The sequence below is a fragment of the Undibacterium sp. FT79W genome, from assembly GCF_014284215.1.
In the GTDB taxonomy this organism is placed as follows: domain Bacteria; phylum Pseudomonadota; class Gammaproteobacteria; order Burkholderiales; family Burkholderiaceae_D; genus Undibacterium; species Undibacterium aquatile.
Genome location: NZ_JACOGB010000004.1, coordinates 1 through 14,469, shown reverse-complemented (window position 1 = coordinate 14,469; position 14,469 = coordinate 1). Strand labels below are relative to the sequence as shown.

At 51.7% G+C, this 14,469-nt stretch carries 12 protein-coding genes and 2 tRNA genes; 2 read left to right on the top strand and 12 right to left on the bottom strand.

Translation table 11 applies throughout. From position 1 onward, the window contains the following. Nucleotides 1-219: 219 nt before the first annotated feature. The 3 genes from H8K38_RS07650 to H8K38_RS07640 all read right to left on the bottom strand — a co-directional run bounded on the left by H8K38_RS07650 (nt 220) and on the right by H8K38_RS07640 (nt 3,226). Nucleotides 220-1,428, bottom strand: coding sequence for a zinc ribbon domain-containing protein (locus H8K38_RS07650; RefSeq protein WP_186884230.1), 1,209 nt, complete (start codon nt 1,426-1,428; stop codon nt 220-222). Between the two features lie 136 nt (nt 1,429-1,564). Next, nucleotides 1,565-2,656, bottom strand: a complete 1,092-nt coding sequence (locus H8K38_RS07645) for a zinc ribbon domain-containing protein (protein ID WP_186884229.1) — start codon at nt 2,654-2,656, stop codon at nt 1,565-1,567. Between the two features lie 270 nt (nt 2,657-2,926). Then, entirely contained in the window at nt 2,927-3,226 is a 300-nt protein-coding gene (locus H8K38_RS07640) for a helix-hairpin-helix domain-containing protein (protein ID WP_186884228.1), read from the bottom strand. 372 nt (nt 3,227-3,598) lie between these two features. Between H8K38_RS07640 and H8K38_RS07635 the strand changes: the two genes are divergently transcribed. Beyond that, nucleotides 3,599-4,465, top strand: coding sequence for a DMT family transporter (locus tag H8K38_RS07635; protein ID WP_255422885.1), 867 nt, complete (start codon nt 3,599-3,601; stop codon nt 4,463-4,465). A 97-nt stretch (nt 4,466-4,562) separates the two neighbouring features. Here the strand turns inward: H8K38_RS07635 and H8K38_RS07630 are convergent, their stop codons facing one another. The 7 genes from H8K38_RS07630 to H8K38_RS07600 all read right to left on the bottom strand — a co-directional run bounded on the left by H8K38_RS07630 (nt 4,563) and on the right by H8K38_RS07600 (nt 12,731). Continuing rightward, a complete protein-coding gene (locus tag H8K38_RS07630; RefSeq protein WP_186884226.1) occupies nt 4,563-6,959 on the bottom strand; it encodes a TonB-dependent siderophore receptor in 2,397 nt (798 codons plus the stop codon). Nucleotides 6,960-7,213: 254 nt separating this feature from the next. Next, complete coding sequence (locus H8K38_RS07625; protein ID WP_186884589.1) at nt 7,214-7,996, bottom strand: helical backbone metal receptor; 783 nt, start codon at nt 7,994-7,996, stop codon at nt 7,214-7,216. 48 nt (nt 7,997-8,044) lie between these two features. After that, the gene (locus H8K38_RS07620) at nt 8,045-8,827 is read right to left on the bottom strand and encodes an SDR family oxidoreductase (protein WP_186884225.1); all 783 of its coding nucleotides are present in this window, start codon (nt 8,825-8,827) and stop codon (nt 8,045-8,047) included. 57 nt (nt 8,828-8,884) lie between these two features. Further along, complete coding sequence (locus H8K38_RS07615; RefSeq protein ID WP_186884224.1) at nt 8,885-9,601, bottom strand: thiol:disulfide interchange protein DsbA/DsbL; 717 nt, start codon at nt 9,599-9,601, stop codon at nt 8,885-8,887. Nucleotides 9,602-9,637: 36 nt separating this feature from the next. Beyond that, nucleotides 9,638-10,282, bottom strand: a complete 645-nt coding sequence (locus H8K38_RS07610; RefSeq protein WP_186884223.1) for an SPOR domain-containing protein — start codon at nt 10,280-10,282, stop codon at nt 9,638-9,640. A 120-nt stretch (nt 10,283-10,402) separates the two neighbouring features. Continuing rightward, nucleotides 10,403-12,115 carry an arginine--tRNA ligase gene (argS, locus tag H8K38_RS07605; RefSeq protein ID WP_186884222.1) on the bottom strand — a complete coding sequence of 571 codons (1,713 nt, stop codon included), beginning with the start codon at nt 12,113-12,115 and terminating at the stop codon, nt 10,403-10,405. A 55-nt stretch (nt 12,116-12,170) separates the two neighbouring features. Further along, nucleotides 12,171-12,731 (bottom strand): DUF6622 family protein, encoded by a 561-nt coding sequence (locus tag H8K38_RS07600; protein ID WP_370587073.1) that lies wholly within the window; start codon nt 12,729-12,731, stop codon nt 12,171-12,173. 180 nt (nt 12,732-12,911) lie between these two features. Here H8K38_RS07600 and H8K38_RS07595 point away from each other — a divergent pair, with 180 nt between their 5' ends. Further along, nucleotides 12,912-13,820, top strand: coding sequence for a recombination-associated protein RdgC (locus tag H8K38_RS07595; RefSeq protein WP_186884220.1), 909 nt, complete (start codon nt 12,912-12,914; stop codon nt 13,818-13,820). Between the two features lie 183 nt (nt 13,821-14,003). On the opposite strand, the gene H8K38_RS07590 is transcribed toward H8K38_RS07595, so the two are convergent. Next, nucleotides 14,004-14,080, bottom strand: a tRNA-Asp gene (locus H8K38_RS07590). 34 nt (nt 14,081-14,114) lie between these two features. Further along, a tRNA-Val gene (locus H8K38_RS07585) sits at nt 14,115-14,190 on the bottom strand. Between the last annotated feature and the right edge of the window lie 279 nt (nt 14,191-14,469).

Below are 14,469 nucleotides of genomic sequence, written 5' to 3'. Positions count from 1 at the left end.
CCCGAAAATCGGCTATCGTCACTCAGTCAAAATCCACTGCCTTCAACACGAACGGCATTCACAATATAACTGAGTGCGACCCATTTCCGCATAAATTTCTGTCGTCCGAAACAACCCGCCGATGGCGTTTGATCTGATCTGTCAGGCCAGTCGTACAACGCTGGAATTTCGCTTTGACGACTGACCTGAAGCTGGTATCGCACCGGATTTATAAGAGTTTTACAGAGGATTTTTTGTGCCGCATTCACCACAGAAAATGTCGTCTGCTGCCAATGGTGCTTTGCAGGCAGAACATACTCTGGCAACAGGCGCAGGCGGCGCTGCTGGCGTCACTGTTGGGGCGATATCTGCTTCTGCTTTCGCCGCTGGCTGATTATTCTTGGCCGCCGCTGCAGATGCAGCTGCGGCGTCTTTTGCTTCCTGCAATTTTGCCCCGGCACGGTCTTTGGCCTCGTTGGCGCGACGTTTTGCCTCCTGCATCTGCGCCTGTAATTGTTCTTCCGCTTCGGTGAAATTCAGACCATCCGTCACTTGCAGATAAATCAGGCAGGTACCGTTAATCATCGTCAGAAACGGAATGACCATACCAACGCTGAACAGCAGCCCGGTTGCGAAACCAAACGCACCGGTGTACGCCATGCCGCTCTCCAGAGCCTCAAAGCCGCCGCCATATCCCATCTGATTTCCCATATGGTTTCCCATGATGCCGGACATCATTCCCATCACATTTCCCATAGGATTAATGCCGACGGCCTGAGAAATTCCCATTGTCGTGACATAGCCGGAAAACAAAATGAAAGACACCACGCCAGACAAAAACAGCACCAGGAAAGACAGCACGACGATATAAGTAATCGTCATCAGCAAACGCTGACGGACAATCACAAACAAACGGGCAATCGTTTCCATTACCGAGTTACCGGCCCAGATTGCCGGTGCCGCCAGTGGCATGGCTACATAAAATATACTGGCAAAAGTGACGCCGATGATCACCGTCAGCAATGGCAACATAACGGCATACAGCAAGGAACCAAGTCCGGGCAACTTACACAAAAACAGCACGGCAAACGCAAGCAGCGCCACCAGCAAAAAAATCACCAGCAACACCAGCGCCACGCCCAGCATGCGATGTACCGTAAAGACGCCCTGGATAATCGCATCGGTGAAACTGAGTTCACGCCCCTGCGACTGGCGCATCAACAAAATACCGACTGCCGAATAGCCAGTGATACCGACAATCAACGTCACGATGGAAAACAGGCCACCCAGCAAAAAGCTGTGGCGTGTCAGCCAGGCGGTCATCGCCATAGACAGGAAAAAAGCCAGTGCTGCCATGCCAGTCATGGCAAGCGCGCGCCAGTTCGTTGCGGCCTCTGCGGCACGCAGCAACACAAATGGGCTGCCGGAAGTCGTTGGATTGCTGCTCATGTAGTCTCCGATGGATGTCGTCACTCTGGACGGGGTTAACAATGATGGGTGATGGAAGATGTGCGGCACGGGCTATCAATGCCACGCCGGAACATGGGCACACGAAATCATGCGTATGCCCATGTGCTGAACTGGTTTAATAGCGTGAACGCAGTTGTTTGATTTTCCTGATTTTTGCGAGAGCCGCGGTATTTCCAGGGTCCAGCGCCAGTGCCGTCTGCGCGGTCGCCAGTGCATTATCGTAATCACCGCTGGCGATAAAACTGTCGGCACGGTTTAACAAAGCCGTCGCCTTACCATGCATCATTTCGCCGCCTGGCTGCGCCTGTGCCCGCGGTTGGCGTTTAGCGTTGACCGGTTCATCGTAAAAATCGTCATCTTCGTCAAATTCATCATCGTCATTCCGACGTTTCTTTTTGGCGGTCGCGGGCGCAGGCGCTTCCGTGGCTGCGGGTATCGTCGGTGCTGTCGTCACTTCCGGCATTGCAACGGCGGAAGCTGGAGCCGGTGCAACATCCGCCGGCGGGCTGCTCGGCAATGAGGCGGCGACGGGTTCAGCACTGGTCACGACGGGCTCGGTCTGCGAACGGGATTTTGCATACCAGACGTAAGCACCAGCGCCAGCGGCAATTGCCACGACCGCCGCAACCAGCACGATGGCCGTCACCGGCGTCGCCGTCTTGCTGACCGGCAGCGCATTGTAGGAAGGAGAACCGTCAGCGCCAGTTGGCAGCGATGGCTGCGCCGCTGCATTAGCGGCGGCCTGCGTCTCAATGACGCTCGCGGTGCTTGCGGCTGGCGTCGCTGCAGCGACAGGGACATCCGTGTTTGCGGATGGCACAGCATCGACAACAGCGGCGCTCACGCTTTGCACAGGCGGATTTGTCGCGGCTTCGCTGGCAATGCTGGCAATAAATGTCTGCGCTGTCGGCAGATCTGCTGGCTGTTCTGTCGGTTGTTCTGTCGGTTGTTCTGGTGGTTTTTCTGTCGTGCTGACTGGTGCCTCGCTGGCATTTGCCGCCACAACATCCGTTGCCGTAGCAGCGGCCGCATCAGCGCCAGTGCTGGCACCGCATTTTTTGCAGAAACGCGCGCCCGGGGTCAGTGGCGCATGGCATTGATGACATTCAGGCATCGACGGCGCTGGCGGTAACAACGCAGTGCCACACGATTTACAAAAATTGGCACCATCCCGGTTGTCAGTACCGCAGCTCACACAGGTATTCATCCATCTTCCTTTTTTGTCGGTTTACTCAGCAATCAATCACTACGATCAGTAGCAAAGAAGTTATTGCAAAAATTATACAAGGGGTTTGTAACAAGACAATTAAAACGATGGCAAAAAATCAGGAATACGACAGGTAACGGCTCAGCTGTGCAACACAACAACGTAGCAAAGCCGTTGTTGAGACCATCAACATACTGGGTGGGGTATTTTTCAATCCCCTTTGTTTATAAGGAGATCAATGCGAAAAAGCCGGATACTCCCCGTTTTTACTCAGAAAACGGCTTTCGCAGCCTGCGCTAGCTTGCGGGCATCGGTAAATTCCCACCACGGTTTCGCAGGTTCGCCATTCATGAATGCGGTAACCGACATGAACACATCGATCACGCAGGGATCATGCCGCACGCCGGTCAGCTGGCACAGCTTTTCATACATCTGCCACGGACACTGCCCCACCAAATCCGCAGGCGCGCTGATGCCCAGCAAGCGCAGATCCGCCGCACCGGCCTTGCCGATATTCGGTAAATCCGTCAGCTGGCGCAAGCGGTTTCGGTCAACTTTGTCGGGATGCATGGATGGACTCCGGATCTGTGTACTGATCACCGCACAATAACCGTATGCAGATCGATTGGCAATCCGCTTACAAGTCGTCGGCAACGGTGATTCCGGCCTCCCAAAGTCAAAAATATACTCCCCCCAGTATTTTTTAACGCCCTTTGTTTATAAGGAGATGAAGGCAAAAATGGCTGATACTCCCCATTTTTTCGCTTTTTATGGCATTTTTCGGGGAATTTTCAGCTCCTTTCGTGCCGGGATTTACGCGATATAGCACAACTCAGCGTCGCGCTGATGCGGCGAACCGGCATTTTCGTGTACCCTTCACGCTTTCTGTTGAAGCGCGCTATCGTGAAATCTGCCCACACTCCCGTTCCTGTCACCACGTATCTGAAACTGGTTGCGGTCGCCTTGTTCTGGGGCGGCACTTTTATTGCGGGTCGTATTGTGGCGAGTGAAATTCCGCACATGACAGCGGCGGCGCTGCGTTTTGCGGTGGCCAGCGGCCTGCTGTGGTTGCTGGCGTGGAAGCTCGAAGGCGGCTTGCCGAAACTGACGCGGCAGCAGATGCAGGCGACATTTGCGCTTGGTGCGACGGGCATCTTTTTATATAACATCTGCTTTTTTTCAGCACTGGCACTGATGCCCGCCGGACGCACGGCCTTGTTTGTCGCGCTGAATCCGATTGTCACGGCGCTGGCACTGGCGGCACTGTTTGGTGAACGCCTCGGCGCGCGGCGCTGGCTGGGCATCGCGATTGCGTTTGCCGGTGCGGCGGTGGTGATCACGCGCGGCGATCTGGGTAGCGCGATCCGTGATGTCTCGCAATCAGTCGGTAAAGGTGAATTATTCATGCTGTGCGCGGTCTGCGGCTGGGCCGCCTACACCATCATCGGCAAACATGCGCTGCGCGGTTTGTCGCCTATCGCTGCAACCACGTATGCATCGCTGTGGGGCTTGTCGTTATTGGTCTGCGGCGCGGTCACGGAATGGCCGCAATTCGATACCAGCCGTCTGACCTGGCCGGTACTGGCTGCGATTGTGTATCTGGGTGCATTCGGTACGGTGATTGGTTTTGTCTGGTATTACGAAGGCGTGAAAGCCATCGGCCCGGCGCGAACCGCGGTATTCAATAATCTGGTGCCGGTGTTCGGTATCACGCTCGCCGCGCTGTTGCTGGGCGAACCAATTTTGTTGTCGATGATCGTCGGCGGTTTGCTGGTGATTGCGGGCGTATCACTGACCAACCGGCAATAATATCAGCGCATGTTCTGCATCGATGATCGAATAAAAAAGGAGGCATTTGCCTCCTTTTTTTACGCCGGAAATACAGGCGGAAAGATCAGTGTCCTGATCAGAATTTTTTCCACAGTTTGACGAAATACGCCGCACCGCCCAGACCGAACTGCACGCTGTCGTAATAGAAACCGTTGTCGGTTTCATTCGGATTCTGACGCGTTGGTTTGACGTTGAAAATATTCGTACCGCCAACCGTCAGTTTGGTGGTGTCATTGAATGCATACGTCACTGCCAGATCGGCAGATGTTTTTGGTTCGTAATACGCATTCGGCACACCTGCTGCCGTACCAGAGAAAGTACCCAGTGTTTGCGAACCATAGTGGATGACTTTGAATTCGCTGGCCCACGGACCTTGCTCATAGTTAAATGCCAGCGTGCCTTTCACGCGCGGGCCGCCTTGTTCGATGAACAGGCGTTCACGCTCGGACAGCAACACATCTTCATAGCCTTTCAGCGATGTCGGCGCATTCACTTTCGTGACTTCAGTTTTGCTGTAATTGAGGCCCAGATAGGTCGAGAGTTTGCCGGCACCAAGATTGGTTTTATGCGATGCGGTCAGATCGATACCTTGCGTTTTGGTATTGATGGAATTCACAAAAAACTGTGCCTGACCAACACCCAGCGCAGACAGCGTTGCACCCAGCGCCGGATAATTATTCGCATCAAAACGACCCGATAAAACGATGCGATCAGAAATATCGATGCGGTACAAATCGGCTGTCATAGAAAACGTATTGCTTGGTTTATACGTCAGACCCAGCGTATAGTTTTTCGATTTTTCTTCATGCAGTTTCGGGATGCCTGCGGCGTTCGCAATGGTGCCGCCATTCGGTGCCAGCACCACATCCATCGGTACGCCGGAAATGAAGTCGGTGAAGGTCGACGAAAAATACACTTGCTGCAGCGACGGTGCGCGGAAACCTGTGCTCAACGAGCCACGCAGATTCACGTCGTCGGTCGCTTTGTAGCTCGCAGCAACTTTACCGGTGAGCGTGGAGCCGAAATCACTGTAACGTTCACCACGCACCGCGGTTTGTACTTTAAAGCGATTCGTCACATCGGTTTCGATATCGACATAGGCCGCGAGGCTGTTGCGGCTGCGATCAGTACGATCCCCCGGTTGAAAACCAGGAAAGCCCTGACTACCGGCATTACCACCGAAGCCGACGCCATCGACATCATTGTAAGAGCCTGGTTCACCGGAAAAAATCTTATAGTTTTCACGGCGATATTCACCACCAAACGCGACGTTCACGCCATTCATGAAACCGTCAAAGAAACGGCTGAAATCCAGATTCGTCGTCGCCTGAGAAAATGAGAAGCCGCCCGCATCAAAACTGCTCGGGCTGATGCCTTTGCCGCCGCTCAGCAAATCTTTATTCGCGATGGAGGCATTCAGAGTATTGCTGATGTTGTACTTGAGTTCGTTGAAACCGTAAGTCTGCGACAAATCCGCACGCCACTCGCCTATGCTGAAGCGGTAACCGGCGATGCCGTAGATATCGTTGATATCGCCATTGATGTAAGGCACAAAGCCGTTCGGGTACATCGCCGCAGAATTGCGCGAAGGAATGTCGTCAGACCCCACACCGCCACGTGCCCATGCTGCTGAAGACGCTTTACGTTGCTGCGTTCCCAGCGTGAAATAGAATTTATCGTTGCCGCCATTCGGCACTTCACCGTTCAGATACACGGTAGGCCCTGTGACTTTAGTGTCACCGATGGTGCGCGGATTGCCCGGATCTGCCCGGTTTGAACGGCCGCGATCAGTGTATTCCACAGTCACGCCGAGCACGCCTTTTTCACCGATCTGTATGCCGCAATAGGCAGACGGCAGATAGTTTTTACCATCGCCGACAGAATACTGGCTGTAACCGAAACTGGCTTCGCAACCCAGATTTTTTTTCAGGCTGATATCCATCACACCGGCAATCGCATCGGAGCCGTATTGCGCCGCTGCGCCATCACGCAACACCTGTACATTGCTAATCGCCATGACCGGAATCGCATTCAGATCGGTACCGGTATTGCCACGGTTACGCGCGCCGAACAGATTGACCAGCGACACGGTGTGGCGACGTTTACCGTTCACAAGCACCAGCGTCTGGTCTGAACCCAGGCCGCGCAATGCTGCAGAATCCACCAGATCAGCACCATCGGCACCAGTCTGGCGGGTGGAATTGAACGAAGGCGAGATATTCGCCAGAGTCTGAGCAAGATCGAACTGTCCACCTTGTTCAGCGGATTTGGAAACAGAAATAAAGTCGATTGGTAATGGTGTTTCCGTGGCCGAAGAATTAATCCGGCGGGAACCGACGATGGTCATCGTTTGTACCGGTGCATCAGAGGCTTTTTCCGGGCTGGTCTGCGCGTACACGCAAACCGGAGTCAACGCTGCGGCAGAGCTGGCACCATAGAGGGCGAGCAAAATGGCCTTACGCATTTTGGTCATGACAAGATTCCTTAGAATTGCAATGTTGATTGGGAGATATTCAATTTGATGAGAAATCTGTCAGCCGGGCAAAATAGCAATAGCGTCAGGCCATGCCCAATCGAAGTGCAGGCCAGCCCTTGGTTTCAGACAGATTTCTATGCATTTGAGTATCAGCCCCTGAAGAAAAACATGTCAATCCTGGTGTGTCTGGTTTGTGTCCTCAGTGTGACATTTATGCGGAATAGCCAAAATTTGTAAAAATATTTTCAGATTTAAAATCTCAATGTTTTTAAATACATCAAGCCTTTGATCGCCCGGCTGCCATACCACGACAGCATTTCACCATCGACCAGTTGCACAGGCTTGCCGAGTTGGCGTTCCAGCGCATCGACATGGACTTCGGTGAAGCGATAAGGTTCGGTCGATAATAAGACGCTGTCAAATTGCGTCGCCATCGTGTCATTCCAACTGAAAGCCGGATAGCGCAAGGTATTGTTTTCCGGAGCCCAGACCTGGCAACCCGCCAGCTTCAGCATATTCGCGATATAGGTATCGCCCGCAATGGTCATCCACGGGTCTTTCCAGATACAGTACAAAACGCGCTGCGTGGATACACGCAAAGGCAGATCAGCGTACGCCTTGTCAAAGGCCGTGCAGAGTTGTTCGGCAGCGGCCTCGACTTGAAAAATTCCACCGAGCAGACGATATAAAGCCAGATTGTCGCGCGGGGTATTCGGATGCGTCACGATCACATGCGGGATAAATTCTGCGAGCAAGTCCACGGTCGGTTTTTCATTTTCATCGATATTCACAATCAGATGCGTCGGTGCGAGCCGGCGGATTTTTTCTATATTTACGTCCTTAGTACCGCCGATTTTGGGAATCGCTTTTACCACGTCGGCAGGATGTATACAAAACCCGGTACGCCCGACCAGTGAAGATGCCAGACCGAGATCGCAGATCAGCTCAGTTATTGATGGCACCAGACTGACGATTCTGGCTTGCGCTGCCGCCACGGGCTGATGTTGCTGCCCGATAGCATCGGTAAGGGAGATATCGTTCGTCATTTTTTGACTATCGTCATCGTAGGTATCGGGTATGAACTAATGCTGATCGTCTGCGCGCGCCTTGTGCGGGGCGCGTGAAAATACAGCATCGTACAAGGCGTTCGGTAACAACCTCAAACACTTGGCGACTATGCCCATCTGCCACGGAATAACACGATACGAGCAACCGGCATCAATCGTCTGTACTGCTTTCGCCGCAAATTTTTGCACCGGCATCAGGAAAGGCATGCGATAGGTGTTAATCTGCGTCATCGGCGTGTCGATGTAGCCCGGCGCAATCGTGACAACGCGGATGCCGCTTTTTTTCAATTCAACCCGCAGCGATTCGCAATAGCTGATGACAGCAGCTTTGGAGGCGCTGTAGGCTTCAGCGCCAGGCAGACCACGGATACCGGCGACGCTGGCAATACCGACGAGCCGGCATGTATCCTGTTGCGCATCGCATTTCATGGTCTGGATGAATGGCGCAAACGTCGCCACGGTGGCGGTCAGATTGGTTTGTACAACGCGTTCAAAAACAGCGAGGTCGCCAGCGTATTCGGTCAAGGTGCCGACGGAAATACCTGCATTCGCAATCACCACATGGACTTTGCCGGTCTTTTGTATGAAATCGGCAGCGGCGGCAGCTAAGGCCGCATGATCGGTGACGTCGAGCGCATAAATATGATGTAGCTCGGGATTTGGCAGGCTGCAGCGTAATTGTTCAAGATTATCGCGGCGGCGAGCCAGCAAGCCCAGCGTTGCGCCTTGCGCCGCATATTCACGCGCAAGCGCAGCGCCTATGCCGGAAGATGCACCCGTAATAAAAACATTTTTCATAGTGTCCAATTAAAAAAAAAGTCCGCCAGAAGCGGACTTATTGCATCGTACTTCAGCTTATTTTTTCTTGCCACTGTCAGCCGCAGCAGCAGGTGCTGCGCCCGCTTTTTCTTTTTGCGCTTTACTGACCAGGAAATCGAGTACCTGCAACAATGAACGGTTCTGAGTTTCTTCAGAAACGCGACCCATGGTGCGGACAGACTCTACCGGTGAAGTAAGGAAACGGCCATCCACCGCAACCATAGGAACGCTATCAACCTGATACGACTCCAGCAATTGATTGGTACGGTTCAGTTTGCTTTGAATCGCAAAGGAATTATAAACATCCGTAAATTTCTGTTTATCGAGACCCGACTTGGCAACGAAACTCATGACTTCTGCATCGGATTGCAAACGGTTACGCTCGACGTGCAAAGCGTTAAACGCTTTGATTTGATACTCGTCGGCTTTACCCATTGCTTCCAGTGTCAGATACAGTTTTTGCTGTTGCACCAGATTATGAAAATTCACGTGCACACGCTTGAACACGATATTGTCGCCCTGCTTTTTGACCCATTCGGCGATCAAAGGCTCGAGCGCATTGCAGTGCGGGCAAAAATAGCCAAAAAATTCGATGACTTCAATTTTTTTACCAGCTTCTGTTGGCTGCGGACGACCGAGTACGCGGTATTCAACGCCGGATTGCGGCATCGCCGGAGAGGCTCCCGCACCTGCTGAAACCAGGCCTAAGCCCAGCAAAAATACTGCATATATCGCTTGAGTAAATCTACGCATATCTTTTCCTTTATTAATCTGAATTACTGAATCTGATTACTTCGCAGTTCTGACAATTGCCACATCAACGCCATTCTCAGACAATTTGGCCTTCATTCGGTTCATTGTTTCGGCATTATTTATCGGGCCGACACGGACGCGATACATCGTACCGGTATCTGAATTTTTCTCTGTCACTCTGGCTTCAAAGCCTATCAGAGCCAGCTTGGCACGGGCACTATCAGCATCGGCCTGCTCTTTGAAAGCGCCAGCCTGCAGGAAATAGATGTATTTATCATCCGCCGCCGCATCTGCTGCTTTTTCCGATTTGTCGCTCACTTTATCAGCCGCCGGTTTTTCCTGCGCTGGCTTTGCTTCGGCTTTCACTTCAGGTGGGCGGACAGCCGCCTGCGCCGGTGCAGCGTCGGCTGGTTTGGCCACTGCGGCGTCTTTTGCCTGTTCCTTTGCCGCCTCTTTAACCGCATCAGGCTTGCCATACATAGGCCGGTTCGGATCCTGCAACTGCGTCACCGGCTGATCGGGTTTGTCAGATTTTCCACCTTTGTTTGTAAAAGGCATCGATGATTTTGTGATCAGCAATGCGACTGCCACCGCAATGCCCAGTCCAATGACCAGACCAATAATGATGCCTGTTAAGGTATTACCTTGCTGACGCTGCAGCGTTGAGTGATGTGATTTCATGCGTCTCCGACGAAAAAATTGTACTCTGTGAATACTGACCGGTACTGCTTAGGCAATCTGTCATTCTGGTTGAAAATCATGACAACAGTTGTAACCAGAACGACAGAAAGGAAATGACTATTACATTTTATTCGGTGCAGATACACCGATCAGAGCCAGACCGTTACGGATCACCTGACGGGTTGCCAGCATCAGTGCCAGACGTGCCAGCTTGGTCGGCTCATCATCCACTAATACCCGTTCGGCATTGTAATAACTATGCAATTCACCAGCCAGATCGCGTAAATAGAAAGCAACCTGATGCGGGCCGAGTTCATCCAGTGCTTTTTCCAATGCTTCAGGATATTCCGCAATTTTTGCCAGCAAACTCGCTTCGCGCGGCGCTGTCAGCGGCGACAGATCAACATTCAGCAAAGGCGCAAAAGCGGCTTCATCGGTCGCATATTGTGCGAGTACGGAACAGATACGCGCATGCGCATACTGGACGTAATACACTGGATTTTCATCTGAACGTGCCAGAGCAACGTCGACATCAAATACAAACTCGGTATCAGCTTTACGCGAGATCAGGAAGAAACGCACTGCATCCCGGCCACGCTGTTCATCACCGCCGCCTGACCATTCGATCAGATCACGCACGGTCACATAAGATCCAGCCCGTTTGGAAATCTTGACTTCGGCACCATCCTTCATAACGGTGACCATTTTGTGCAGGATGTAGTCAGGGTAGCCTTGTGGAATACCGACATTCAATGCCTGCAAACCGGCTCGGACGCGGGCTATCGTGCCATGATGATCGCTACCCTGCACATTGATGGCCTGGCGATAACCTCGTTCCCACTTGGTGACGTGATAGGCAACGTCCGGGACGAAGTAAGTGTAAGTACCGTCCGATTTTTTCATCACCCGGTCTTTGTCGTCACCATACTCGGTCGTACGCAGCCACAATGCGCCATCTTGTTCGTATGTTTTACCCGCAGCTTTGAGCGCATTGACAGTGGCTTCGACTTTACCGTCGGTGTACAGCGAAGTTTCAAGGTAATAATTATCGAACTTGACACCGAATGCGAGCAAATCGGTATCTTGTTCGCGGCGCAGATAAGTCACACTGAATTCACGGATGGAATTTATATCGTCGACATCACCCGTGGCTGTGACTGGCTGACCATTGCTGGCAGAAACGGTTTTTTTGTCGAGAAAATCGCGGGCAATATCAGCGATGTAATCGCCGTTATACGCTGATTCCGGCCATGCGACATCACCCGGCGCATGACCTTTTGCGCGCGCCTGCACGGATAAAGCCAGATTCCCGATTTGCACACCGGCATCGTTGTAGTAAAACTCGCGCGATACATCGTACCCCTGAACATCCAGCAAGGCAGCAAGTGCATCACCGAGCGCGCCCTGACGGCCATGGCCGACATGCAAAGGACCGGTAGGGTTTGCCGACACGAATTCGACAACAACTTTTTGCCCGGCTCCGCGTTGACTCTGACCGTAAGTCGCGCCTTGTTGCAGCACCGTTTTGACCACTGACTGTTTGGCAGCCGTTGCGATACGAATATTAATAAAGCCCGGACCCGCAATTTCTACCGCGCTGATCAGAGGATTATTTTGTGCCTCCAGGTTCGCAACAACTGCCTGAGCGATTTCACGTGGATTTTTACGCAAAGGTTTGGCGATCTGCATGGCGATATTGCAAGCGATATCGCCATGCGAAGGATCTCGTGGGCGTTCAAGCAATATCGTGGGTTGCAGATCGCTGCCTTCCAAAATGGGGGCAACCGCGTTTTTTAAGGAATTGAGAATTTCTTGTTTTTGTTCAGCTAACATGGCACATAGGGTTCATCGCGTTTCGCGCAACAAATCTAAATAAGGACAGCGGTCATTATACTGTCTCCCCCGCGCCATGTCCGTCTGCAAGTGTAAGCGTTGATGCGGTTTTCATCAAAGCAGGTTGTTTATGTTTTGTCAGCAAACTCAGCACTCTCAGTAGCTTACCGAAAAACAGACCATTCATGATGCCGAAGCTGATGCTGCAGACACTCATGAACATAGCGTCAGAGCGCAGCTCTGGCTGTACTACAACAGCAATGTTTTCACAGTATTTCAAGAAGAAAATCAACATCATAAGGATGAGTGGCATCCAACTGCCCTGCAACTGAATCAAGCGTTCAGACAGCACTTGGACACCGCTTTTGCCAAAAAACTTGGCGTACAAAATACTGGCGCAAACAGTGGCAAGCAGCCACAGCCCTACTGATTCAAAGCGAATGCCAAAATGCTGTATCAGCCCTTGCAAAGACAGACCCAACATGAGCAGAGGCAAAATAAATGTTGCACGTAAAGTGACCTGGCGGTCACGACTCATCAAGACTCCGCGATAAATGAGAAACGCCAGTAACGCCCATACCCAGATTGGTGTGTTGATCAGGATTTGTTGCAACATGATTGCCCCCTTCGGTAAGTAATGAATTGATGTATTTGTGAGCGAAGTATGTTGGGCAATTGAACTTCGTTCCAGTCCTATACGACCAGTGGACGTTGAATGTCGTGAAGCTGGCGTTTTACGACGTGAGTTGCGATGGGGCGGCGTGTAGAATGTCAGTTTTCTTCGTTTGGATACGCTATGTGGTTTAAGAACTTACAGGTTTTTCGTCTTACCTCTCCCTGGAACATCAGCGCAGAGGAATTAAATGCGCAATTATCCAGAATCTCTTTCGCGCAATGTGCATCGAATGAAATGCAAAGCCAGGGTTGGGCATCGCCTCGCAACAACGATATGCTGGTTCACAGTGTCAATCATCAGTTTCTGATAGCACTGGCAACAGAGAAAAAGCTGCTGCCGTCCAGCGTTATTAATCAGGTCACGAAAGCGCGCGCGGCAGAGTTAGAGGAGCAGCAAGGTTTTGCGCCCGGCAGAAAGGCGATGAAAGATTTAAAAGAACGCGTAACTGATGAATTATTGCCTCGCGCATTTGGCGTTAAGCGAAATACCTTTGTCTGGATCGACCCGGCGAATCGTTGGCTGGTGATTGACGCATCAAGCCCGTCTCGTGCCGATGAAGTCATTAAATTGCTATTGAAGTGCTGTGACAAGCTTCCGCTCGAAGGTTTGCGGGTCAAATCCTCCCCTCAGGCTGCAATGACAGGCTGGTTGGCTGGCAATGAAGCGCCAAAAGGCTTCACGATTGACCAGGATACGGAGCTGAAATCATCGACCGAAGATAAAGCGACGGTGCGCTATGTGCGTCATACGCTTGACCCTGACGACGTCCAGAAACATATCGCGGCTGGTAAGCAGTGCACGAAGCTGGCATTAACCTGGGACGACCGCATCAGCTTTGTGTTGACAGATACACTGACGATCAAACGGATTAAGCCACTGGATATTCTCGATGAAGATAAAGACAAAGGAACCAATGAGGAAGAGCGCTTCGATGCAGACTTTATGCTGATGACGGCGGAATTAGCAAAAATGCTGGATGACATCGTGTTTGCTCTGGATGGAGAACTCGAAAGTCCTAAAACGGCGTAAGCAAGTTTGATGGGAGAATTTAAAAGACGAGTATCTCACTCGTCTTTTTTTATACCTGATACTTAGCGTCACGTCCGGAAAAATACAGTGATGCAGCATAAGTGACACAGCGCACGGTAAATTGAATTCAGAACGTACAAATAAAAAAAACGAGCTGCTTACGCAACTCGTTTGCTCAATTACTGGCGGAGCGGACGGGGCTCGAACCCGCGACCCCCGGCGTGACAGGCCGGTATTCTAACCAACTGAACTACCACTCCGAAACTACTTAACCTGTACTGCGATGTTTATCTGTGGTGGGTGCTGAGAGGCTCGAACTCCCGACCTACGCCTTGTAAGGGCGCCGCTCTACCAACTGAGCTAAGCACCCATATTCTTGCTTAGTCAGACAAACATTTAACGCTGTGTCACCAACGTCAACAGAAGCAACATTATAGTTTAACATCTGCTTTTTGTCTAGCCTCTCAATCAGTTTTTTCGCTTAATTTCAGCGAAAACACCTTTAAAAAACTAGTACTCTCACTAAAAGCAAAACCCCCCGTTACGCTAGTAACGGGGGGTTCGCAGAATACAAGCCTGACGATAACCTACTTTCACACTGGTTGCAGCACTATCATTGGCGCAGAGTCGTTTCACGGTCCTGTTCGGG

Coding starts and splice junctions, on each gene's coding strand:
- H8K38_RS07615 (WP_186884224.1), bottom strand. CDS start 9,601: ATGCGTAGATTTACTCAAGCGATATATGCAGTATTTTTGCTGGGCTTA.
- H8K38_RS07595 (WP_186884220.1), top strand. CDS start 12,912: ATGTGGTTTAAGAACTTACAGGTTTTTCGTCTTACCTCTCCCTGGAAC.
- H8K38_RS07600 (WP_370587073.1), bottom strand. CDS start 12,731: ATGTTGCAACAAATCCTGATCAACACACCAATCTGGGTATGGGCGTTA.
- H8K38_RS07620 (WP_186884225.1), bottom strand. CDS start 8,827: ATGAAAAATGTTTTTATTACGGGTGCATCTTCCGGCATAGGCGCTGCG.
- H8K38_RS07630 (WP_186884226.1), bottom strand. CDS start 6,959: ATGACCAAAATGCGTAAGGCCATTTTGCTCGCCCTCTATGGTGCCAGC.
- argS (WP_186884222.1), bottom strand. CDS start 12,115: ATGTTAGCTGAACAAAAACAAGAAATTCTCAATTCCTTAAAAAACGCG.
- H8K38_RS07650 (WP_186884230.1), bottom strand. CDS start 1,428: ATGAGCAGCAATCCAACGACTTCCGGCAGCCCATTTGTGTTGCTGCGT.
- H8K38_RS07640 (WP_186884228.1), bottom strand. CDS start 3,226: ATGCATCCCGACAAAGTTGACCGAAACCGCTTGCGCCAGCTGACGGAT.
- H8K38_RS07610 (WP_186884223.1), bottom strand. CDS start 10,282: ATGAAATCACATCACTCAACGCTGCAGCGTCAGCAAGGTAATACCTTA.
- H8K38_RS07645 (WP_186884229.1), bottom strand. CDS start 2,656: ATGAATACCTGTGTGAGCTGCGGTACTGACAACCGGGATGGTGCCAAT.